At 67.8% G+C, this 22,122-nt stretch carries 20 protein-coding genes and 1 pseudogene; 4 read left to right on the forward strand and 17 right to left on the reverse strand.

All coding sequences use genetic code 11. The annotated features are described in order from the left end of the window. Positions 1-2: 2 nt before the first annotated feature. The 7 genes from mraY to mraZ all read right to left on the reverse strand — a co-directional run bounded on the left by mraY (position 3) and on the right by mraZ (position 7,623). A complete protein-coding gene (gene mraY / locus F624_RS0109710; protein WP_019574104.1) occupies positions 3-1,181 on the reverse strand; it encodes a phospho-N-acetylmuramoyl-pentapeptide-transferase in 1,179 nt (392 codons plus the stop codon). Positions 1,182-1,211: 30 nt separating this feature from the next. After that, positions 1,212-2,636: a UDP-N-acetylmuramoyl-tripeptide--D-alanyl-D-alanine ligase gene (locus tag F624_RS0109715; protein WP_019574105.1), complete on the reverse strand. Its 1,425-nt coding sequence runs from the start codon at positions 2,634-2,636 to the stop codon at positions 1,212-1,214. An 8-nt stretch (positions 2,637-2,644) separates the two neighbouring features. Beyond that, on the reverse strand, positions 2,645-4,168 hold the full coding sequence (locus F624_RS0109720) for a UDP-N-acetylmuramoyl-L-alanyl-D-glutamate--2,6-diaminopimelate ligase (RefSeq protein WP_019574106.1): 1,524 nt from the start codon (positions 4,166-4,168) through the stop codon (positions 2,645-2,647). Beyond that, positions 4,168-5,901 (reverse strand): peptidoglycan D,D-transpeptidase FtsI family protein, encoded by a 1,734-nt coding sequence (locus tag F624_RS0109725; RefSeq protein ID WP_019574107.1) that lies wholly within the window; start codon positions 5,899-5,901, stop codon positions 4,168-4,170. The genes F624_RS0109720 and F624_RS0109725 overlap by 1 nt, the downstream gene beginning before the upstream one ends. Beyond that, positions 5,898-6,197: a cell division protein FtsL gene (gene ftsL, locus F624_RS0109730; RefSeq protein ID WP_019574108.1), complete on the reverse strand. Its 300-nt coding sequence runs from the start codon at positions 6,195-6,197 to the stop codon at positions 5,898-5,900. Before ftsL ends, F624_RS0109725 begins: the two co-directional genes overlap by 4 nt. A gap of 61 nt (positions 6,198-6,258) precedes the next feature. Then, positions 6,259-7,185, reverse strand: a complete 927-nt coding sequence (gene rsmH, locus F624_RS0109735; RefSeq protein ID WP_019574109.1) for a 16S rRNA (cytosine(1402)-N(4))-methyltransferase RsmH — start codon at positions 7,183-7,185, stop codon at positions 6,259-6,261. Between the two features lie 9 nt (positions 7,186-7,194). Continuing rightward, positions 7,195-7,623 (reverse strand): division/cell wall cluster transcriptional repressor MraZ, encoded by a 429-nt coding sequence (mraZ, locus tag F624_RS0109740; protein WP_027476242.1) that lies wholly within the window; start codon positions 7,621-7,623, stop codon positions 7,195-7,197. A 16-nt stretch (positions 7,624-7,639) separates the two neighbouring features. Here mraZ and F624_RS34820 point away from each other — a divergent pair, with 16 nt between their 5' ends. After that, on the forward strand, positions 7,640-7,912 hold the full coding sequence (locus F624_RS34820) for a hypothetical protein (protein WP_157443401.1): 273 nt from the start codon (positions 7,640-7,642) through the stop codon (positions 7,910-7,912). 16 nt (positions 7,913-7,928) lie between these two features. Here F624_RS34820 and hslU read toward each other — a convergent pair whose 3' ends face one another. From hslU to lepB, 7 genes are all read right to left on the reverse strand, one after another. Next, a complete protein-coding gene (hslU, locus tag F624_RS0109745; RefSeq protein WP_031254611.1) occupies positions 7,929-9,263 on the reverse strand; it encodes an ATP-dependent protease ATPase subunit HslU in 1,335 nt (444 codons plus the stop codon). A 57-nt stretch (positions 9,264-9,320) separates the two neighbouring features. Then, complete coding sequence (hslV, locus tag F624_RS0109750; protein ID WP_019574112.1) at positions 9,321-9,869, reverse strand: ATP-dependent protease subunit HslV; 549 nt, start codon at positions 9,867-9,869, stop codon at positions 9,321-9,323. 100 nt (positions 9,870-9,969) lie between these two features. After that, the gene (locus F624_RS0109755) at positions 9,970-11,829 is read right to left on the reverse strand and encodes an STAS domain-containing protein (protein ID WP_019574113.1); all 1,860 of its coding nucleotides are present in this window, start codon (positions 11,827-11,829) and stop codon (positions 9,970-9,972) included. A 36-nt stretch (positions 11,830-11,865) separates the two neighbouring features. Next, positions 11,866-12,351, reverse strand: coding sequence for an RNA polymerase-binding protein DksA (gene dksA / locus F624_RS36490; RefSeq protein ID WP_019574114.1), 486 nt, complete (start codon positions 12,349-12,351; stop codon positions 11,866-11,868). Between the two features lie 563 nt (positions 12,352-12,914). Next, the gene (locus F624_RS0109765; RefSeq protein ID WP_019574115.1) at positions 12,915-13,970 is read right to left on the reverse strand and encodes a CobW family GTP-binding protein; all 1,056 of its coding nucleotides are present in this window, start codon (positions 13,968-13,970) and stop codon (positions 12,915-12,917) included. Positions 13,971-14,135: 165 nt separating this feature from the next. Continuing rightward, a complete protein-coding gene (locus F624_RS0109770) occupies positions 14,136-15,338 on the reverse strand; it encodes a class I SAM-dependent rRNA methyltransferase (protein ID WP_019574116.1) in 1,203 nt (400 codons plus the stop codon). A gap of 81 nt (positions 15,339-15,419) precedes the next feature. Continuing rightward, the gene (lepB, locus tag F624_RS0109775) at positions 15,420-16,085 is read right to left on the reverse strand and encodes a signal peptidase I (RefSeq protein ID WP_031254614.1); all 666 of its coding nucleotides are present in this window, start codon (positions 16,083-16,085) and stop codon (positions 15,420-15,422) included. Between the two features lie 186 nt (positions 16,086-16,271). On the opposite strand from lepB, the pseudogene F624_RS36580 reads away from it, so the two are divergent. From F624_RS36580 to F624_RS0109785, 3 genes and pseudogenes are all read left to right on the forward strand, one after another. Then, positions 16,272-16,955 (forward strand): annotated as a pseudogene (locus F624_RS36580) (HlyD family secretion protein); the annotation flags it as partial. Between the two features lie 315 nt (positions 16,956-17,270). Beyond that, a complete protein-coding gene (ccmA, locus tag F624_RS35750; RefSeq protein WP_031254615.1) occupies positions 17,271-18,266 on the forward strand; it encodes a heme ABC exporter ATP-binding protein CcmA in 996 nt (331 codons plus the stop codon). Beyond that, entirely contained in the window at positions 18,263-19,414 is a 1,152-nt protein-coding gene (locus tag F624_RS0109785) for an ABC transporter permease (RefSeq protein WP_019574119.1), read from the forward strand. Before ccmA ends, F624_RS0109785 begins: the two co-directional genes overlap by 4 nt. A 13-nt stretch (positions 19,415-19,427) precedes the next feature. Here F624_RS0109785 and F624_RS0109790 read toward each other — a convergent pair whose 3' ends face one another. The 3 genes from F624_RS0109790 to dapF all read right to left on the reverse strand — a co-directional run bounded on the left by F624_RS0109790 (position 19,428) and on the right by dapF (position 22,065). Then, positions 19,428-20,393, reverse strand: coding sequence for a tyrosine-type recombinase/integrase (locus tag F624_RS0109790; RefSeq protein WP_019574120.1), 966 nt, complete (start codon positions 20,391-20,393; stop codon positions 19,428-19,430). Positions 20,394-20,455: 62 nt separating this feature from the next. Next, complete coding sequence (locus F624_RS0109795) at positions 20,456-21,154, reverse strand: DUF484 family protein (RefSeq protein WP_019574121.1); 699 nt, start codon at positions 21,152-21,154, stop codon at positions 20,456-20,458. Between the two features lie 35 nt (positions 21,155-21,189). Then, positions 21,190-22,065 (reverse strand): diaminopimelate epimerase, encoded by an 876-nt coding sequence (gene dapF / locus F624_RS0109800; protein WP_019574122.1) that lies wholly within the window; start codon positions 22,063-22,065, stop codon positions 21,190-21,192. Positions 22,066-22,122 lie beyond the last annotated feature (57 nt).

Raw genomic sequence — 22,122 nt, forward strand, 5'->3', positions numbered from 1 at the left:
GCTTACCTCAGCTTCAGGGTGGTCAGGCCCAGCAGGCACAGCAGCATGGTGATGATCCAGAAGCGGACCACGACCTGGGTCTCTTTCCAGCCACACTTTTCGAAGTGGTGGTGCAGCGGCGCCATCTTGAGCAGGCGCCGGCCTTCGCCGTACTTGCGCTTGGTGTACTTGAACCAGCTCACCTGCAGCATCACCGACAGGGCTTCGACCACGAAGATGCCGCCCATGATAGCCAGCACCACTTCCTGGCGCACGATGATGGCGATCGTGCCCAGCGCACCGCCCAGGGCCAGGGCCCCGACGTCACCCATGAAGACCTGGGCCGGGTGGGTGTTGAACCACAAAAAAGCCAGGCCGGCACCGGCCATGGCCGAGCAGAAGATCAGCAGCTCGCCCGAGCCCGGGATGTGCGGGAACAGCAGGTATTTGCTGTAGACCGCGCTGCCCGTGACGTAGGCGAACACGCCCAGCGACGAGCCCACCATCACCACCGGCATGATGGCCAGGCCGTCCAGCCCGTCGGTCAGGTTGACAGCGTTGCTGGAGCCGACGATCACGAGGTAGGTCAGGATCACGAAGCCAAACACGCCCAGTGGGTAGCTGACCTCTTTGAAGAAGGGCAGCAGCAGGCCGGCCTTGGGCGGCAGGTTGACGTCAAAGCCCGAGCGCACCCAGGTGATGAACAACTCCAGCACGCGCAGGTTGGACACCTCGGAGATGCTGAACACCAGGTACAGCGCCGCCAGCAGGCCGATCACCGATTGCCAGAAATACTTTTCGCGTGAGCGCATGCCCTCGGGGTCTTTGTTGACCACCTTGCGCCAGTCGTCCACCCAGCCGATGGCGCCAAAGCCCAGCGTGACCAGCAGCACGATCCAGACGAAGCGGTTGCTCAGGTCCGACCACAGCAGGGTCGAGATGGCGATCGACAGCAGGATCAGCACGCCGCCCATGGTGGGGGTGCCGCTCTTGCTGAGGTGGCTTTCCATGGCGTAGCCGCGGATCGGCTGGCCGATCTTCAGGGCCCGCAGGCGGCGGATCACGGCGGGGCCGGCCAGCAGGCCGATCAGCAAGGCGGTGGTGGCGCCCATGACGGCGCGAAAGGTCAGGTACTGGAACACCCGGAAAAATCCGAACTCGGGCGACAGCGTCTGCAACCATTGGGCAAGACTCAGCAGCATGGTTGCTTCTCCTCAAATACAAACACAGTCTCAGGCGAGCGGCGCATGGGGCACCTCCTGAGCGGGGCGGGTGGCGGCTTCGATCGCCGCGATCACGCGCTCCATCTTCATGAAACGAGACCCCTTCACCAGCACCGAGGCATGGGCCGGTAAGGCGGCCAGCACCTCGTCGCGCAAGGCGTCGAAATCGGTGAAATGCCGGCCCCCCGCAAAGGCGCGGGTGGTTTCGGCGGTCAACTCGCCCAGCGTCAGCACCTGGTCGATGCCACGCTCGCGGGCGTAGGCGCCGACCTCGGCGTGGAAGGCCGGGCCCTGCTCGCCCACCTCGCCGAAATCGCCCAGCACCAGCAGGCGTGGGGCCGGCAGGCTGATCAGCACATCGATGGCGGCGCGCACCGAATCGGGGTTGGCGTTGTAGGTGTCGTCCACCACGGTCAGCGGATGGGCGGGGGCGCCCTCGCCCTCGCCCAACACGGCCTGCCAGGCGCGCGAGCGACCTTTGACCGGGGTGAAGGCGGCAATGCCTTGCTCGATGGCGGCCACCGGCACGCCGGCGCCCAGCGCGCAGGCCACGGTGGCCAGCGAGTTGCGCACGTTGTGCAGGCCGGCCAGGGCCAGGGTGTAGTTCAGCGCGCCGGCCGGGCTGTGCACCTGCACGGCCCAGGCCGCGCCGGTCCAGCGGGCCGAGCCGAGCGTGACCTCGGCGGCCACGCCGTCGGTGGCCGAGAAGCGCAGCAGCCGAGCCGCCGGGCCGGCCAGGCCGGCCCACAACTCGGCATAAGGCTCGTCGGCCGGGAACACCGCCACGCCACCAGCAGGCAGCTGGGTCAGCACCTGGCCGTTTTCGCGCGCCACGGCTTCCACCGTGCCCATGAACTCCTGGTGCTCGCGCTGGGCGTTGTTGACCAGGGCCACGGTGGGGCGGGCCAGCGGGGCCAGGTAGGCGATCTCGCCGGGGTGGTTCATGCCCAGTTCGACCACGGCGGCTTGGTGACCAGGGCGCAGGCGCAACAGGGTCAGCGGCACCCCGATGTCGTTGTTGAAATTGCCGGCCGTGGCCAGCGCGGCCTCGCCCCAGTGGGCGCGCAGCACCGAGGCCAGCATCTGGGTGGTGGTGGTCTTGCCATTGCTGCCGGTGACCGCGATCAGCGGGCCGGTGAAACGCTGGCGCCAGGCAGCCGCCAGCGTGCCCAGGGCCAGGCGGCTGTCGGCCACCTCGACACCGCTCAGGCCGGCCGCGCTCAGGCCACGTTCGGCCAGGGCGGCGCTGGCGCCGGCTGCGGCGGCCTGGGGCAGGAAGTCGTGGGCGTCGAAGCGCTCGCCGCGCAGGGCCACGAACAGGTCACCGGCCTGCAGCGTGCGGGTGTCGGTGTGCACCCGCTGCAAAGGGGTGTCGGGCTGGCCCAGCAGGCGCGCGCCGGGCAAGGCGGCGGCCACTTCAGCCAGGGTGAGCATGCAGGTCGTCAAAGGCCTTCTCCGTTGTGGCGCAGGGCCTCTTCAATGATTTGGTGGTCGGAGAACGGCAGGCGCACGCCTTCGATCTCCTGGTAGGCCTCGTGGCCCTTGCCCGCCACCAGCACCACATCGGCCGGAGCGGCCTGGGCCAGCACCTCGCGGATGGCGGCGGCGCGGTCCACCTGCACCTCCACGCAGTCGCGGTGGCTCAGGCCCAGCAGGATCTGGCTGATGATGAGTTCGGGCTTTTCGAAGCGCGGGTTGTCGCTGGTCACCATGACCGCATCGGCGTGCCTTTCGGCCACCGCGGCCATCAGCGGGCGCTTGATCGGGTCGCGGTCGCCGCCACAGCCGAACACGCACCACAGGCGGCCACCGCGCTCGGTCGCTGCCGGGCGCAGGGCCTGCAAGGCTTTTTCGAGGGCATCGGGGGTGTGGGCGTAGTCCACCACCACCAGGGGCTGGCCGTCGCCGCCGCGGCAATCCATGCGGCCGGGCACGGGCAGCAGGGTCTGGCAGACCGCCACCGCGTCGGCCAGGGGCACGCCCAGCGCGCGCTGGGCCGCGATCACGCCCAGCAGATTGCTGACGTTGTAGGCGCCGATCAGCGCGGTGTGCAGGGTGTGGCTGTGCTCACCCTCGTGGATCTCGAAGCTGAGGCCGCGCGCGCCATGGCGCAGGCCGCTGGCGCGCAGGCGGGCGGGCGCATTCAGCGACACAGTCCAGAGGTCGAGGGGGCTGGCCTGCAGGCGCTCGGCCAGCGCGGCGCCCTGGGCATCGTCCACATTGAGCACGGCGGCCTGCAGGCCGGGCCAGCTGAACAGCGCCTCTTTGGCCTGCCAGTAGGCGGCCATGCTGCCGTGGTAGTCCAGGTGGTCCTGGGTGAAATTGCTGAACAGGGCCACGCGCACGCGGCAGCCATCGAGCCGGTGCTCGGCCAGGCCGATGGAAGACGCCTCGATGGCACAGGCCTTCAGGCCCTGGGCCACGAAGCGGCGCAACTGGCGTTGCAGCAGCACCGGGTCGGGGGTGGTCATGCCCGTGCCGCTGATGTGGGCCAGGGGGTCGATCGCGCCCGGGGCGGGCACGCGGCCGGTGCCCAGGGTGCCGACCATGGCGCAGGGGTGGGCCACGGCGGCCGGCAGGTTGGACAGGGCCTGGGCCAGCCACCAGGCGGTGGAGGTCTTGCCGTTGGTGCCGGTGATGGCCAGCAGGTCGATCTGCTCGCTGGGGTGTTCAAACCACTGGGCGGCAATCAGGCCGGTGGCGGCCTTGAGACCTTCGAAACGGGCCACGGGCGCGTCGGTGGGCCAATCGGCCAGGGCTTCGACACCGCTGTCTTCGACCACACAGGCGACCGCGCCCTGGGCCAGGGCAGCGCGCACATAACGGCGCCCGTCGGTGGCGGCACCGGGCCAGGCGATGAAGGCCGCACCGGGGCTGAGCTGGCGGCTGTCGGGCACGATGTCGGTGGCGCCCTGGGCGCGCAGCCAGGACACCAGCTCGGCGGGGCTGTGGAGGGGCTTCAGCATCAGAAGGACTCCTCGACTTCCTTGGCCACGATCTGCGGCTTGACCGACAGGTCGGGCTGCACACCCATCATGCGCAGGGTCTGCTGCACCACCTCGCTGAACACCGGGGCGGCCACGGTGCCGCCGTAGTACTGGCCGGCGCTGGGCTCGTCGACCATCACGCCCACGATGATGCGGGGCTTGTCGATGGGCGCCATGCCCGTGAACCACGAGCGGTATTTGTTGCTGGCATAGCCCTTGCCCACCTGCTTGTGCGCCGTGCCCGACTTGCCGCCGACCGAGTAGCCCACGGTCTGGGCCTTCATGCCGGTGCCGCCCGGGCCGGCCGCCATCTGCAGCATCTTGCGCACCGCAGTGGCGGTCTGGGGCGAGAACACCTTGACGCCGCTGGCGCGGTTGTCGTTCTTGAGGATGGTGGCGGGGATGATCTCGCCGTCGTGGGCAAACGCGGTGTACGAACGCACCATCTGGAACAGCGAGGCCGACAGGCCATAGCCGTAGGACATGGTGGCCTGCTCGATGGGGCGCCAGCTCTTGTAGGGGCGCACCCGGCCCGACACGGCGCCGGGGAAGGAGATCTGCGGCTTCTGGCCGAAACCAAGCGCGGAGTAGGTGTCCCACATCTCGTGCGGGCTCATGCGCTGGGCGATCTTGGTGGCGCCCACGTTGCTCGACTTCTGGATCACGCCCTCGACCGTCAGCACGCCGTAGTTGTGGGTGTCGGTGATGGTCGATCCGGTGATGGTGAGGCGGCCCGGGGTGGTGTCGATGATGGTCTGGGGCGTGATGCGGCCCGCCTCCAGCGCCATGCCGACGGTGATCGGCTTCATGGTCGAGCCGGGCTCGAAGGTGTCGGTCAGGGCGCGGTTGCGCAGCTGCTCGCCGCTCAGGTTCTGGCGCTTGTCGGGCTGGTAGCTGGGGTAGTTGGCCAGGGCCAGCACCTCGCCGGTGCTGGAGTCGATCACCACCACGCTGCCCGCCTTGGCCTTGTTGGCGATCACCGCCTCACGCAGGCGCTGGTAGGCAAAGAACTGCACCTTGCTGTCGATGCTGAGTTCGATGTCGCGGCCATCCATCGGGGGAATCTGCTCGCCCACGTCTTCCACCACGCGGCCCAGGCGGTCCTTGATCACGCGGCGCGAACCGGGCTTGCCGCCCAGGTCCTTGTTGAAGGCCAGCTCGATGCCTTCCTGGCCCTGGTCTTCGACATTGGTGAAGCCGACCACGTGGGCCGCGCTTTCGCCTTCGGGGTACTGGCGCTTGTATTCCTTGCGCTGGTAGATGCCCTTGATGCCGAGCTCGGCCACCTTGCGGGCCACGGGCTCGTCCACCTGGCGCTTGATCCAGACAAAGGTCTTGTCTTCGTCTTCGAGCTTCTTGTTGAGCTCGGCCAGAGGCATCTCGATCAGGCGAGCCAGCTCGCGCAGCTTGACCGGGTCGCGGTCGACGTCTTCGGGAATGGCCCACAGGCTGGGCGCCGGCACGCTGGAGGCCAGGATCAGGCCATTGCGGTCCAGGATGCGGCCCCGGCTGGCCGGCAGCTCGAGCGTGCGGGCGAAACGCACCTCACCCTGGCGCTGGAAGAAGGCATTGGCCACCACCTGGATGTAGGCCGCACGGGCGGCCAGGCCGAGAAAGCCCAGCGCCACCACCGCGACGATGAATTTGCTGCGCCAGACCGGGGTCTTGCTGGCCAGCAAGGGACTGGAGGTGTAGAGCACGCTGCGGCTCATGGCTTGCCCCCTGCCCCGTCAGTCTGAGCATTGCCGCCGTACTGCACGTACTGGGTGATCGACGGCGCGGCATTGCGCATCTGCAGCTGCGTGCGCGCCAGCCGTTCGATGCGCGAGGGCGTGGCCTGGGCCCGCTTCTCGACTTGCAGGCGGTCGTTCTCGAGTTCGATCTTGCGCGCCTCGGCCTGGGCCTTGTCCAGCGCCATGAACAGGCGACGCGACTCATACTGGTTGTGCACCAGGTACAGCGCGCTGAGCACGATGGCCACCAGCAGGACCAGGTTGAGGCGGGTCACGCGCGCAGCTCCCCGCAGCCGGCGGCGGCAGCCAGGGCGAGCTCGGGCAAGCGCCAGGCGCTCATGCCACCTCCGTGCGTTGGGCCACCCGCATGATGGCGCTGCGTGCGCGTGGGTTGCGAGCCACTTCGGCCTCACCGGGCTTGATGCGGTCGAGCGCCTCGAATTTCATGGGCTGAGGTGCAGCAAAGGGGGCACGGCGGTCGTACACCTCTTTGGAGTGCTTGGCCACGAACTGCTTGACGATGCGGTCTTCCAGCGAATGGAAGCTGATCACCGCCAGCCGTCCGCCGGGCGCCAGCACCGACAGCGAAGCCTCTAGCGCTTGTTGCAGCTCTTCAAGCTCGGCGTTGATGAAAATCCGAAGAGCCTGAAATGTGCGCGTTGCAGGGTTCTGGCCCTGCTCGCGGGTTTTGACCGTGCCAGCCACGAGCTCGGCCAGCTCGGCGGTGGTTGAAATTGGGCCCCGTTCCTGTCGGCGAGCAACAATCGCCTTTGCAATCGGAAAAGCAAACCGTTCTTCGCCGTAGTCACGTATCACCTCCGAAATCTGTTGAACCTCCGCCGTGGCCAGCCACTCGGCCACGCTCTCGCCGCGCGTGGTATCCATGCGCATGTCCAGCGGGCCATCGAAGCGGAAACTGAATCCGCGCTGCGGGTTGTCGATCTGGGGTGAGCTCACCCCCAGATCCATGAGAACACCCTGGACGCTGCCCGTCGGCAGCTCGCCCAGGTGGCAAAAACCTTCGTGCCGGATGGAAAAACGCGCATCGGTGATGCGCGCGGCTTCCTGGATGGCATCGGGGTCTTTGTCGAATGCGATCAGCCGGTCATGCGGCCTCAGCCGCGAGAGCAGAAGGCGCGAATGGCCGCCGCGCCCGAAGGTGGCGTCCACATAGGTGGCCGGGCCGTCGGGCGGCGGGTTGCCCAGCAAGGCGTCAACCGCCTCGTCAAGCAGGACCGTGGTGTGTTGGAAAGGGTTGTCCACCGAGGGGCCTCAAAAAGAAAAGTCCTTGAAGACCTCGGGCATCTCGCCCTGCATGGCCTTGGCTTCCTGCTCGTCGTAGGTCGCCTTGTCCCAGAGCTCGAAGTGATTGCCCATGCCCAGCAGCATGGTGTCTTTGGCGATGCCGGCCGCCTGGCGCAGCTCGGGCGAAACCAGCACGCGGCCGGTACCGTCCATCTCGACGTCCATCGCGTTGCCCAGAAAGATGCGCTTCCACCACTGGGCGGACATCGGCAGCTCGGCCACGCGTTCGCGGAATTTCTCCCATTCAGGGCGCGGAAAGATCATCAGGCAGCCGTGGGGGTGCTTGGTGATGGTCAGTTGACCGGCAGCCGTCGCGCTCAGGACGTCACGATGCCGGGTCGGCACAGAAAGCCGGCCCTTCGCATCCAGACTCAGAGACGAAGCCCCTTGAAACACGACAGAACACCCCAGGTTGATTTCCGGCGCTCAAGTAGCGAAAACAGCTTTTGAAGGCACTTTTCACCACTTAATTGCACTTTTTTCCACTGTAGCAGGAAATGCTCACGCCGCAAGGGGACTTGCCACAATTTTTTGTAATGAAATCAAGGACTTAGAGACCAAACCGAAAGTCGAGCTTGGTCAAAAATCCTTCCAGGTGAAGCACTTAGCTCAGGCTCTGAAAGTGAACTGTGAAGCTCCAGTGAAGCCCGGCAACGCGCAGCGGCCCATTGCGGGCCACCTGTGAAACCGGGCTCGAATTGTCAGAGGATGTAACGCGACAAATCCTCGTCCTGGCTCAGTTCGGCCAAGCGTCCATCGACAAAGGCTGCGTCGATGCGCACGGTCTGACCCTGGAGACGGGCCGCGTCAAAGCTCACCTCGTCGAGCAGGCGCTCCATGACGGTGGACAAGCGGCGCGCACCGATGTTCTCGGTGCGTTCGTTGACCTGGAAGGCCGTCTGGGCCAGGCGGGTGATGCCTTCGGGGGTGAACTCGAGGGTGACGCCTTCGGTGGCCAGCAGGGCCTGGTATTGCTTGACCAGGGAGGCATGGGTCTGCACCAGGATGGCCTCGAAATCCTCGACCGAGAGCGACTGCAGCTCGACGCGGATCGGGAAGCGCCCCTGCAACTCGGGGATCAGGTCGCTGGGCTTGCTCAGGTGGAAGGCCCCCGAGGCAATGAACAGGATGTGGTCGGTCTTGATGATGCCGTACTTGGTGGACACGGCCGTGCCCTCCACCAAGGGCAGCAGGTCGCGCTGCACGCCCTGGCGCGACACCTCGGCACCGCTGCCTTCGCTGCGCGAGGTGACCTTGTCGATCTCGTCGATGAAGACGATGCCGCTTTGCTCGGCGTGGCTGAGGGCCTGGGCCCGGATTTCTTCTTCGTTGACCAGTTTGGCGGCCTCTTCGTCGACCAGCTGGCGCAACGCATCGGCGATGCGCAGCTTGCGCGTCTTGCGCTTGCCCTGCCCCATCTGGCTGAACATGCCACGCAGTTGCTCGGTCATTTCCTCCATGCCGGCCGGGCCCATGATCTCCAGGGGCTGCTTGTTGTCGGCCAGGTCGATCTCGATCTCGCGATCGTCCAGCTGGCCTTCACGCAGCTTCTTGCGGAAGGCCTGGCGCGCGGCGCCATCGGGCACCGGCTCGGCGGGCTCGCTGCCGAACACCGGGCGGGCCGGCGGGATCAGGATGTCGAGGATGCGGTCTTCGGCGGCGTCTTCGGCACGGGTGCGCACCTGGCGCTTGGCGGTTTCACGGGCCTGCTTGACGGCCACCTCGGCCAGATCGCGGATGATGGAATCCACGTCCTTGCCCACATAGCCCACCTCGGTGAACTTGGTGGCCTCGACCTTGATGAAGGGCGCGTCGGCCAGGCGGGCCAGTCGGCGTGCGATCTCGGTCTTGCCCACGCCGGTGGGGCCGATCATGAGGATGTTCTTGGGGGTGATCTCGGGGCGCAGCTTGGCATCCACCTGCTGACGGCGCCAGCGGTTGCGCAGCGCAATCGCGACCGCGCGCTTGGCACTGGCCTGGCCGACGATGTGGTTGTCCAGTTCGGACACGATTTCCTGGGGGGTCATGGAAGACATAGGCAGATCCTGGGGCGCCCGCCAGCGCCTGTGGCCAGACGGGCTGAAACGGGCAAATCAGTCGAGGGTCTCGATCGTGTGGTGCATGTTGGTGTAGATGCACAGCTCGCCGGCGATCGCCAACGACTTGCGCACCACCTGCTCGGGCGGCAGGTCGGTGTTCTCGATCAGGGCCTTGGCGGCCGAGTGCGCATAGGAGCCCCCCGAACCGATGGCCACGATGCCCTGCTCGGGCTCCAGCACGTCGCCATTGCCGGTGATGATCAAGGAGGCCTCGCGGTCGGCCACGGCCAGCATGGCCTCCAGGCGCCGCAGCACGCGGTCAGTGCGCCACTCCTTGGTCAGTTCGATGGCCGAACGCACCAGGTGGCCCTGGTGCTTTTCCAGCTTGGCCTCGAAGCGCTCGAACAGGGTGAAGGCATCGGCGGTGGCGCCGGCAAAGCCGGCCAGCACGCGGCCGTGGTGCAGCTTGCGCACTTTGCGGGCCGTGCCTTTGACAACGATGTTGCCCAGGGTCACCTGGCCATCGCCACCGATGGCCACCAAGACGCCGGAGGGGGTTTGCCGACGCACGCTGAGGATGGTCGTTCCGTGAAATTGTTCCATAGGGTTTTGAAATATGGGCGCGGCGCCAATTTGCAACGGGTCATCAACCGCTCATCGCGCCGCTGGTCAGCCCGAGCGCCCTGGGCGACGGGACGGGGGGTCAATCCTGCCGGGGAATCACCCTGGCATGCTCGTTGATACCGATGACATTGAAGAACACGGCCACCAGCCGGTTCAGGTGCTGGAATTGCACCTGGGTGCCCTCGGCCTGGCGAGCTGCAGCCCAGTTCAGCACCGAGCCCGCCGCCAGAAAGTCGATGCGTACCAGACGGGCGCAATCGACCACCAGCACGCGGGGAATCTGGTACCCCGGCAAAGGCACAGGCAAGGTGCCCTCGATGTCCGTGGTCACCTCACCCGCCAGCGCCACCGAGATCGGCGAAGACGCGCCCATGCTGGTGTCGAGCTGGGACATCTCGCCCACCAGTGCGGTCGGCGCAAATTCGGTCTGGTAGCGCGACGCCTGGGCCGGCACGATGTCCACCGTGGGCGGCTGGACGGACATGGCGGAGCCGTCACCCGAGAGGATCAGACACTCACAATACGGCGCCTGCCAGGACGGCGGCGACAACTCGTAGGTCACGCAGTAATCCAGCGCCACCAGTTCGAACTCTTCGGCACGGCCCAGCAGACGCAGCGACTCCATGCGCAGGCGCCACCAAGACGGTGGTGTGTCGGCGTGCCCGGAAGGGGTGTGCGCCCGCAGCAGGTCATCCAGCACGGCCAGGCCCTGCCAGCGCAGGCGCACGCGCGAACTGGCCCAGTCGGCCACCAGATCCGCCAGGGGATCCACCGCCGAGGGCTCAATGCGGCTCAGGCGCGTCCAATCAAGCAACCAGGGCGAAGCAGCCCGCTCGAGTGCGGTCTTGAGCGCCTGCAGCACTTCGGAGGTCAGTACCGGTGGAGCGATCCACTGGTAACCCGGCCCCTGATCAGCCACATCAAAGCTGTGCTGCCGTGGCCGCCCTGGCTCTTCCGGCCCATGACCCCACAGGGGACCGGACTTGCCAAAGATGCCGGCAAAGTCGATCGCAGCGCCGTCAAAACGCTCCTGCTGGCCGGTTGAGCGGTACAGGTCGAACAAAGCCATCCACAGCGGTTCGCGCCGGATCAGGCTGGGCTGGCGCAACAACTCCAGCAAGGCCGACTCTGCCGCCTCGACATCACCATTGGCGTAGCGGATGGCGGCCTCTTCGAGCTCGGGCAGGTGCACAAAAACCAGCGAATCGGGCACAAAAGACTGCGTCGGCCCGAAATCGATGCCGGCGGACGAGGCCTGCGGCTGCACGGCCGTGGGCGCAAAGGCCGGGAAATGAGTGGCGGGCTGGGTCGCATCCCAGCGCGTGCCGGCAGGAACGGTGCTGGGCATCAGGCTGCCCGGCTGGGTGGTGAAGTTGCGCAGCATCGACGGACTGACCGTCGAACTGGGCATGCTCAGGGGCATGGCATCGGAGGGGGCCACCTGCGGCTTGCCGGTGGGAGCGGGGGCCACGGCAGGCGAGGCGCTGGCCATCAACGGCGCGGCGGCAGAGTCCATCCCGAGAGGGCGGGTGGGCGCAAAGGCGTTGGGGGATACAGCGGCTGCACCGGGCGGCGGCTGCCCCTGCTTGGCGCGCCACCACTGCATCGACATCTGGGCCTCGATCTCGTCGATCTTCTTGAGGGTGCCTGCACGGTCTTCGATGCGCGAGGCCAGGCTGCTCTGAAAGAACGAGGGACGGGCCGGGTCAACCGGGGGGTTGAGGGCTTCGCGTTTGCGCAACTTGCGCAGTTGGTCGAACTCACGGCGGCGCACAAAGTCGTTGCGCCGCTTGCGCTCGATCATTTCCTTGAGCGCCTGCTTGTTGTACTGGCTGTCGCGGTCTTCCTCCGGCTGGTTCAGATCGCTCCAATTGGTGGTGGGGCTCGTGACGAAACGCACCACCTTGGACAAGAGGCCGGAGGGATCTTCTTTGGTCATCGGGACGCCAGCTACCAAGCCAAGGCGAACGCAGGATCAGTCGCCGAACATTTTCTGCTTGAGCTCGCGGCGCTGCTGCGCCTCGAGCGACAGCGTGGCGGTGGGACGGGCCAGCAAGCGACCCACGCCGATGGGCTCACCGGTTTCGTCGCAATAGCCATAGTCACCGGCATCGATGCGGACGATCGACTGCTCGATCTTCTTGAGCAGCTTGCGTTCGCGGTCGCGGGTGCGCAGCTCCAGGGCGTGCTCTTCTTCGATGGTGGCGCGGTCGGCCGGATCGGGCACCACCACGGTGTCTTCGCGCAGGTGCTCGGTGGTTTCACCGGCGTTGTTCAGCATGTCCTGCTTGAGACGGGTCAGCTTGAGGCGGAAGAAAGCCGTCTGCTTTTCGTTCATGTACTCGCTGTCGGGCATGGCGAGCACTTCTTCGTCCGTCAGCTGGTCAACGGACTTGGTCTTCCAGTTGTTGGCCAGCTTGGGGTCTTTCTTGATCGCCGAAAGGGCGGGCGAAGCGTTCATTGTCGTAGGCATGGTGTTGAGAAAGCTGGCTTTGGCGGCGGTAGACGCCACGGCTGAAGCCGTGGCCATGGATGGTACGGTTAATTGGGTCAGTCTGGAAGATGGGCGCGCACTGCGCTGCGGAGACCCATCTTCGGCGGGGGCAGGAACCTCGTTCCCGGCACGCACGGCTGACGCTGGGTTGGCCGGCTTGCGAGATACCGTCTTGGCCGCTTCCGGGGGTGCCGGAGGGGCTGCCGCCTTCACCGCCGCGCTGGCCGTCTTGGCCACAGCGGGTGCTGCCGTCTTGGTTTTGCTGGCAGGGGCTTTCAAAGACTGTCTCCTCGCAAGGCCGGCGCCATCGCCTCAAGCCCGCGTGCCGGCTTGAAAGAGCCGGTGCGCAGGCCCGCTCTTTGACCGGGGCGCGATTGTATAGGGATGCGCCCGCGCGCCGTCAACCGTTGCAGAATCGAGACATTCATGAGCCACCGCCCCCGCAAAAAGACGCAAGTCTAGGGCTTTTGCCCGCTCAGGCAAGCCCATCTGCTGCATTTTTGATACGGAATGACGATCGAGTCACGAACTCAGACGAGACACTGCTCCAACCCTTGCAAAAAGATGTCGCGCGGCAGGTCGATGCCGATGAACACCATCTTGCTGATGCGGGCTTCGTCCGGCCCCCACTGCGGCCCCAGATCGCTGCCCATCAACTGGTGCACGCCCTGGAAGATCACCTTGCGCTCGGTGCCCTGCATGTTGAGCACGCCCTTGTAGCGCAGCATGCGCGGGCCGTAGATGTTGACGATGGCGCCCAGGAAGTCTTCCAGCTTGGCCGGGTCAAAAGGACGTTCGGCCTTGTAGGCAAAGCTCTTCACGTCGTCATCGTGGTGGTGGTGATGGCCATGACCGCCGTGCTGGTGCGAGGGGTGGTTGCAAGCCTCGCCCGGGGCATGGTCGTGGTGATCATGGTGGTCGTGATCGTCTTCCTTCAGGAAGTCGGGGTCGATGTCGAGCTTGGCGTTCAGGTTGAAGCCACGCAGGTCGAACACCTCGCTGAGCGCCACCTCGCCGAAATGCACGGCCTTCTGGGCGGCGCGCGGGTTCATGTGGGCCAGGCGATGCTTCAGGGCCTCGACCTCTTCGGGCGCCACCAGGTCGGTCTTGCTGATGAAGATCTGGTCGGCAAAGCCCACCTGGCGACGGGCTTCCTGGCGGTCATTGAGCTGCTGGGCCGCGTGCTTGGCGCCCACCAGGGTCAGGATGGAGTCGAGCAGGTAGGTTTCGGCGATCTCTTCGTCCATGAAGAAGGTCTGCGCCACCGGCCCCGGGTCGGCCAGGCCGGTGGTCTCGATCACGATGCGCTCGAAATCGAGCATGCCTTTGCGGCGCTTGGCGGCCAGCAGTTGCAGGGTTTCGCGCAGGTCTTCGCGGATGGTGCAGCAGATGCAGCCATTGCTCATCTGGATGATCTGCTCTTCGGTGTTGCTGACCAGGATGTCGTTGTCGATGTTCTCTTCACCGAACTCGTTCTCGATCACGGCGATCTTCTGGCCGTGCGCCTCGGTGAGCACGCGCTTGAGCAAGGTGGTTTTACCGGAACCCAGAAAACCGGTGAGGATGGTGACGGGAATGAGGGCCATGACAGGACTTTCAGCAAATGAGAGACGGCGGAGGTGAGGCGGCGGCGACGGCGGCGGGCGCAGGGCCTGGGGGCAGACGCGGCGTGGGCATGCAACACCCGGGCCAAACCCCTGATCTGAGGAGTTTAGCCCCGGTTTTCAAGCCCTGCCGGACAAGGGTTGACCTCAGCGCCGCACCACCACCAGGCCCTTGAGGTACTCGCCCTCGGGGAAGGCGATGGTCATCGGGTGGTCCGGGGCGCCGCCCAGGCGTTCGGTGATGTAGCCGTCCACCCCGGCATCGCTGCCGGCCGAGGCCACGATCTTGTGGAACAGATCGGCACTGATACCGCCCGAGCACGAGTAGGTGAACAGCACGCCCCCAGGCGCCAGCAGCTTGAAGGCCAGGCGGTTGATGTCCTTGTAGGCACGGGCGGCCCGGTCGGCATGGGCCGCCGTGGGGGCGAACTTGGGCGGGTCCAGGATGATCGCGTCGAAGGTGCGCCCTTCGGCACCGAAACGGCGCAGCGAGGCATTCACGTCGGCATCCAAAAACTCGGCGCGCTCGGCGGCAAAGCCGTTCAGCGCCACATGGGCCCGGGCCCGCTCCAGGGCCGGGGCCGAGGAATCGATCGAGGTGACATGGCCCGCGCCGCCCGACAGTGCCGCCACGGTGAAGCCACCGGTGTAGCAATAGCAATTGAGCACCGTGCCGAACTGGCGCTGCCGGGTCACCTCGGCAAAGCGCTGGCGGCTGTCGCGCTGGTCCAGGTAGAAGCCGGTCTTGTGGCCCTCGGCCACGTCCAGCGTCAGTTGCCAGTCGTGCTCACGCAGGGTGATGCCGGTGGGCGCCGGTTCGCCGTCGGCCAAGGTGCCGCCACGCAACCAACCGGTGGCCTCGGGCAGGCCTTCCAGCGCGCGCGAACTCGCGTCCGAGCGTTCGTAGAGCTTGCTCAAGCCGGTTTCACGCAGCAGGGCATCGGCCAGCACGTCTTTCCAGCGCTCCATGCCGGCGGTGCCGAACTGGGCCACCAGGGTGTCGTCGTAGCGGTCCACCACCAGGCCGGGCAGGCCGTCCGACTCGCCGTGCACCAGGCGGATGCCATTGCTCTGCACATCGAACCAGGCACGCGCCGCGATGGAGCGCTGCACCGCCGCGCCCATGAAGGCGGCATCGATGCGCTGGGTTTCGTCAAAGCTCCAGACCCGTGCCTTGATCTTGGAGGCCGGGCTGAAGGCAGCCCAGGCCAGGAAGCGCCCGTCCGAGGCCTCGACGCGCACGGTCTCACCGGCGTCGCCACCGCCCTTGGCAATGGCCGAGTCAAAAATCCAGGGGTGGCGGCGCAGCAGCGAGCGCTCCTTGCCTTCGCGCAGTCGAATCGTTTTCATGGGGCGGAATTGTCCGCCCTTTTGCCGCTCGATCTAAAAATTCAACCGGTCAACCGCCCTCCCCGCACCTCAGAAGCTCCATCAGAGGCGTTGCCCAAAGCGCTCGAAGCGCGGCATCCAATGCCCCAGGATGTCGGCCGACACCAGCACGCCGCGGGCCTGGCCGATCAGCAAGGCCCTGGGCACGAAGCCGATGTAGCGCGAATCGGCACTGTTGTCGCGGTTGTCGCCCAGCATCAGGTACTGCCCCTCGGGCACGGTGACCGGGCCGAAGCTGGAGCGCGCCGACACGCCCTGCAGCCACTGCACCCGGCGCTGGTGGCCCTGGATGGACTCTGTCAGGCGGGTGGCGGGCCGCTGCACGCCGGGTTGCACGGGCTCGCTCAAGGCCTCGGCCTGCTCGTAGCGGGCCTGCTCGCCATTGATCCAGAGCACTTCATCGCGCATCTCGACCACATCGCCGGGCAGGGCCACCAGGCGCTTGATCAGGCGGGTGCCGTCCTGCGGTGACGAGAAGGTGACCACATCGCCGCGCCGCGGCTCACCCAGGTGGGCCAGCACCACATCGGTCAGCGGCAGCTTGAGGTCGTAGGCCAGGCGGTTGACCAGCACCACATCGCCCTCCAGCAGGCTGGGGCGCATGGAGCCCGAGGGGATGGGGTTCCAGTCGGCCACGGCGGTGCGGAACAGGCCGAAGCCGATCAGCAGCAACAGGAAGGAACGGTTGGATCGGAGCCAATGCCACATGGTGTTTTTGCCTTTCTCGGCAGACCGCCCCTCGGTGGGGCCATTCGTCTGCTCGGCCGCAGTATGGGGCCGGCGCGGTGGGTCAGAACGCCCGGCGCAGCGCGCTTAAGTTTGGGCTAAGCCACCGCCCCAGCAGCACTTGACATGCATCAAGCCCGCGCCGGGACACGACGACCAGAATGCCCCATGCCCGCCCTCGCCCACCCCTTCAGAAACGTCGCCTGGCGTCTGGCCCTGCCTTGCGGCCTGTTGACGCTGCTGGGCGCCTGCCAGCCCGCCCCTGAGCCCGCATGGTCAGGCTATGCGGAGGGCGACTATGTCTACATCGCCGCCCCCGTGGCCGGCACCCTGCGCGCGCTGCCGGTGCAAAAAGGCCAGACCGTGGCGGCCCAGGCCCTGCTGTTCAGCCTGGACGACCAGCCGGCCCAGGCCGCCCGCGCCGAGGCCGATGCCCGCCTGGACACGGCGCGCCACCAGGCCGACGACAGCGCCAAGGGCCGGCGGCGCGATGAGATCGCCGTGACCGAAGCCCAACTGGCCCAGGCCCGCGCCCAGGCCGAGCGGGCGCAGACCGAATGGCAACGCAACCAGCAGCTGGTGAACCAGTCCTTTGTCTCTCGCTCGCGCCTGGACGACGCGGCCACGGCCGCCCGCCAGGCCCAGGACCGGGTGGATGAGCTGCAGGCGGCGCTGCGCGTGGCCCGGCTGCCGGCCCGCAGCGATGAACAGGCGGCCGCCCAGGCCAGCCGCCGCGCCGCGGCACAGGCCCGCGAACAGGCCCTGTGGCGCGAGCAGCAGGCCCGCCAATACGCCCCGACCGCCGGCCTGGTGGCCGACACCTTCTTCCGCGTGGGCGAGTACGTGAACGCCGGGCAGCCCGTGCTGGCCCTGTTGCCCCCCCGAGCGGCGCAAGGCCCGTTTCTACGTGCCCGAGGCGCAGCGCGGCGCGCTGGCCCCGGGGCAGGCGGTGAGCCTGCGCTGCGACGGCTGCGGCGCGCCCATGGCGGCGCGCATCAGCTTCATCTCGCCCCAGGCCGAATACACGCCGCCGGTGATCTACTCCAACAGCCAGCGCGCGCGCCTGGTGTTTCTGGTCGAAGCCTTGCCCTCCCCCGCCGATGCCCTGCGCCTGCCGCCGGGCCAGCCGCTGGATGTGCGCGTGGACGTGAGCGCCGAGGCCAGGCCATGAACCCGGCGCCGGACGGGCAGGACGGGCCGGACGCCCCCCGCTGGGCCATCGATGTGCGCGGCCTGACCAAACGCTACAACGGTCGCGAGGTGGTGCGCCAGGTGAACCTGCAGGTGGCACCTGGGCGCATCTGCGGCTTTCTGGGGCCGAACGGCAGCGGCAAGACCACCACCATCCGCATGCTGTGCGGCCTGCTCACGCCCGATGCCGGCGAGGGCCAGTGCCTGGGGCTGGACATCCGACAGCAGGCCGCGGCCATCAAGCGGCAGGTCGGCTACATGACGCAGAAGTTCGGGCTGTACGAGGACCTGTCGATCCGCGAGAACCTCGACTTCGTGGCCCGACTGTTCGAGCTGGACCAGCGCCGCCAACGGGTGGATCAGGCGCTGGAACGCCTGGGCCTGGCCAGCCGGCAAAAGCAGCTGGCCGGCGCCCTGTCGGGGGGCTGGAAGCAACGCCTGGCGCTGGCGGCCTGCCTGCTGCACGAGCCCCGCCTGCTCTTGCTGGACGAGCCCACGGCCGGCGTCGACCCCAAGGCCCGGCGCGACTTCTGGGACGAGATCCACCACCTGGCCGCCGAGGGCATCACCGTGCTGGTGTCCACCCACTACATGGACGAGGCCGAGCGCTGCCACGAGCTGGTCTACATCGCCTATGGCGAGGTGCTGGCGCGCGGCTCGGCCCCTCAGATCGTGGCCGACTCAGGCCTGTGCGTGTGGTCGGTGCAGGCGCAGGTGGCTGGGGCCGATCTCGCCGCCCTGGTCGCACCCCTGAAAGCCGCCGAGGGGGTGCTCAGCGTGGCGGCCTTTGGCCAGTCGGTGCATGTGGCGGGCCGCGACCCGGCCCGGCTGCAGGCGGCGATCGCGCCTTGGCAGCAACGCGCCGACCTGCGCTGGGCGCCGGCCGAGCCCGATCTGGAGGATGTGTTCATCAACCTGATCGGGCGGGCGGCCGACAACTTTGGCCCCAACAGCCCCCAGGAGGCCGCATGAACCACGCCCGCGGCGAACGCCGCTTCAGCCTGGCGCGCATGCTGGCCATCTTCATCAAGGAATGCCAGCAGATGCTGCGCGACCGGCCCACCTTTGCCATGGCCGTGGGGGTGCCGATTCTGCAGCTGGTGCTGTTCGGCTACGCCATCAACACCGACCCCAAGGGCCTGCCCACGGCCCTGGTGAGCACCGATGCCAGCCCCATCGCCCGCAGCCTGGTGGCGGCGATGCAGAACACCGGCTACTTCCACATCACCCGGCAGCCCGCCAGCGAGGGCGAAGGCGATCGCCTGATTGAAGACGGCGAGGTGCAGTTCCTGATCGTGATTCCGCCGGATTTCTCGCGCCGCCTGGTGCGGGGCGAGCACCCGGCCCTGCTGGTGAGCGTGGACGCCACCGACCCCTCGGCGGCCAGCAACGCCGTGGCGGCCCTGGGCCAGTTGGCGCCCACAGCCTTGCAGCATGAACTGGTGGGGCCACTGCAGTCGCTGCGGCCGGGGGCGGCCCCGTTCGAGCTGCGCATCCACAAGCGCTACAACCCGGAGGGCCTGTCGCGCTACAACATCGTGCCGGGCCTGATCGGCACCATCCTGACCATGACCATGGTGATGCTGACCGGCCTGGCCATGACCCGCGAGCGCGAACGCGGCACCATGGAGAACCTGCTGGCCACCCCGGTGCGCCCGCTGGAAGTGATGGTGGGCAAGATCCTGCCCTACGTGGTGCTGGGCTATGTGCAGCTGAGCGTGATCCTGGCGGCGGCCTGGGCCCTGTTCGAGGTGCCCATGGTGGGCAGCTTTGCCTTGCTGATGGGCATGATCGGCCTGTTCATGCTGGCCAACCTGGCCGTGGGCTTCACCTTCTCGACACTGGCGCGCAACCAGTTGCAGGCGCTGCAGGCGACCTTTTTCTTCTTCCTGCCCTCGATGCTGTTGTCGGGCTTCATGTTCCCGTTCCGGGGCATGCCGGTGTGGGCCCAGCGGGTGGGCGAGGTGCTGCCGCCGACGCACTTTCTGCGCATCGTGCGCGGCATCCTGCTCAAGGGCAATGGGCTGGCCCAGCTCTGGCCCGAGGTGTGGCCGCTGCTGGCCTTTCTGGGCGTGGCAGGCGCCCTGGCGCTGCTGCGCTATCGGCAGACGCTGGACTGAGCCGCACCCGGCCTCAACAGTCGGGCTTGCTCTGCGGCCCCTTTTTGGGCGGGCCGCCCTTGCGGGCCCGCGGGTGGGCCGCGTCATACGCCTTGGCCAGGTGCTGGAAGTCAAGCCGGGTGTAGACCTGGGTGGTGCTGATGTTGGCGTGGCCCAGCAGCTCCTGCACGGCGCGCAGGTCGCCGCTGGACTGCAGCACGTGGCTGGCGAACGAGTGGCGCAGCATGTGCGGGTGCACCGCGGCCGGCAGCCCGGCCTGCAGGCTGCGCCGGCGCAGCCGCTGCCACACCGACTGCGGGGTCAGCCGGGTGCCGTGGCGCCCCATGAACAGGGCGGGCTGGGTGCTGGCGGCACCGGCGCCCGCGCCGCCGCGCAGCGTCAGCCAGCGCTGCAGCGCCTGCAGGGCGGCGCGGCCCAACGGCACGCTGCGCCGCTTGCTGCCCTTGCCCATGACATGCACCTCGGCCTCGTGCAGATCGACCCAGCCGCGCCCCTGCTGGTGCGCCTCGGCGCTGGCCTGCACGTCCAGCCCCACCAGCTCGCTGACCCGCAGGCCGCAGCCGTACAGCAGCTCGACCATGGCGGCATCGCGCGCCTCCAGCCAGGGGTCGTCGTCGGGGTTGTCGTGTTCGGCCAGTTGCACTGCCGCGTCCACCCCCAGGGCCTTGGGCAGGGGTTGGGGTGACTTGGGCGCGCGCACATCGGCCACGGGGTTGCTGGTGATCAGCCCTTCGCGCCCCAGCCAGGCGTAGAAACCGCGCCAGGACGACAACACCAGCGCGATGCTGCGCCCGCCCAGGCCGGCGCCATGCAGTTGGGCGGCCCAGCGGCGCACCTGGGCCGGGGGCACGGCGGGCAGGGCCAGGCCTGCGGTGCCGGCCAGGCTTTGCAGGCGGATCAGGTGCTCGGTGTAGAGGGCCAGGGTGCGGGTGGCCAGGCGCTTCTCGTAGCGCACGTGGTCCAGGTAGCGCTGGACCAAGGGCTGGACCAGGGGTGGGACCTGGGGCGGTTGAGCAGGCGCCGCGGCGTCCACGGGGCCGCTCAGTCGCGCAGGCGGGTCAGGGCGGCGCTGGCCAGTTCGGACATGCGCTCCAGGAAGTCGGTGCCCATGCCGCTGTGGAAGCGTTGCGGGTCGGGCGAGGCCAGCACCAGCATGCCGAAGGCCGGCGAGGCGCTGCCGATCGCGCCCACGCGCAGCGGCAGCAGGGCCAGCGAGACCACGGCCGCCGGCTCGGCCAGCCACTGCACCGCCTCGAAGCCCGGGTTGGCGCCGCAGAACGGGGCCGTCAGGGACGAGGCGAAGGTCTTGGCGTCGTCGCTCACGCCCAGGGCAAAGGGCTGCTCGGCGTGCGCGGCGGACACGCCCCACACCTTGATGGCCACCTGCGGCACCTGGAACTGGCTGCGCACATCGGCCGCGATGCGCTCGGGCAGCTCCAGCGGGTTTTCGGTGCGCAGCAGGCCCAGCGCCCAGCGCTGCAGCTTGTCGGCAATGATGGCGTTCTCGTTGCTGTGCCGGATCATGTCCATGATGCGGCCTTCGAGCGTCTTGATCTTGTCGCGCAGCATCTCGGCCTGGCGCTCTTGCAGGCTGACGGCCCGGTTGCCATGCGGGCTGGTCATCTGCACGCTGGCCAGCACCTCGGCGTGGCGCTCGAAGAAATCGGGCGAGTTGGCCAGGTAGTTGGCAATGTCGTCTTCGGTGATCGGGTTCATGCCAGGGGTTTGGATTGCGGTCATGGGGAGGGCGGGCTCAAGAAGACGGTCAGGAAAAATCAGAGGGTGTCGGGCACATCGATCTGGCCCTCGAACACGGTCACTGCGGGGCCGGTCATGCGCACGGGCTGGCCCAGGCCGGCCCATTCGATGGTCAGTTGCCCGCCGCGGGTCTGCACGTCGACTCGGGCGTCGAGCAGGCCCAGGCGGATGCCGGCCACCACGGCCGCGCAGGCGCCGGTGCCACAGGCCAGGGTTTCGCCCGTGCCGCGCTCGAACACGCGCAGGCGCACCTGGCTGCGCGACACCACCTGCAAAAAGCCTACGTTGACCCGGCGCGGAAAGCGCGGGTGGCTTTCCACCAGGGGGCCTACGGTGGCCACGGGTGCGGTGTCCACATCGGCCACCAGGGTCACGGCGTGGGGGTTGCCCATGGAGACCACGGCCGCGGCCACCGCATCCAGCGCCGGCTGGCCCGCCAGGGCCAGCGGCCACAGCTGCCACGCGCCCTCGGGCCGCGCCTGCAGGCCGGTGGCATCAAAGGGGATGTCGGCCAGCTCGAACACCGGCGCGCCCATGTCGACGGTGACGCGGCCATCGGGGTTGAGCACGGGCTCGATGATGCCGGCGCGGGTGTGCACGCGGATCGCGTCCTTGGTGGTCAGGCCTTTGTCGCGCACATAGCGGGCAAAGCAGCGCGAGCCGTTGCCGCACTGCTCGACCTCACCGCCGTCGGCGTTGTGGATGATGTATTCGAAATCGATGCCGGGGGCGGGGCCGGGGCGCACGGTCAGGATCTGGTCGGCGCCCACGCCGAAGTGGCGGTCGGCCAGGTAGCGGTAGTGCGCCGGGCTCAGGGGCAGGCGGGCGGCGGTCTCGTCGAGCACGACGAAATCATTGCCGGCGCCCTGCATCTTGGTGAAGCGGATCTGCATGCCCCGATTATCGGGGCTTCCGGCGCCGCAGCGAAAGCCGGGGCGCCGGGCCGGGGT

It is taken from the genome of Curvibacter lanceolatus ATCC 14669 (genome assembly GCF_000381265.1).
In the GTDB taxonomy this organism is placed as follows: Bacteria; Pseudomonadota; Gammaproteobacteria; order Burkholderiales; family Burkholderiaceae_C; genus Curvibacter; species Curvibacter lanceolatus.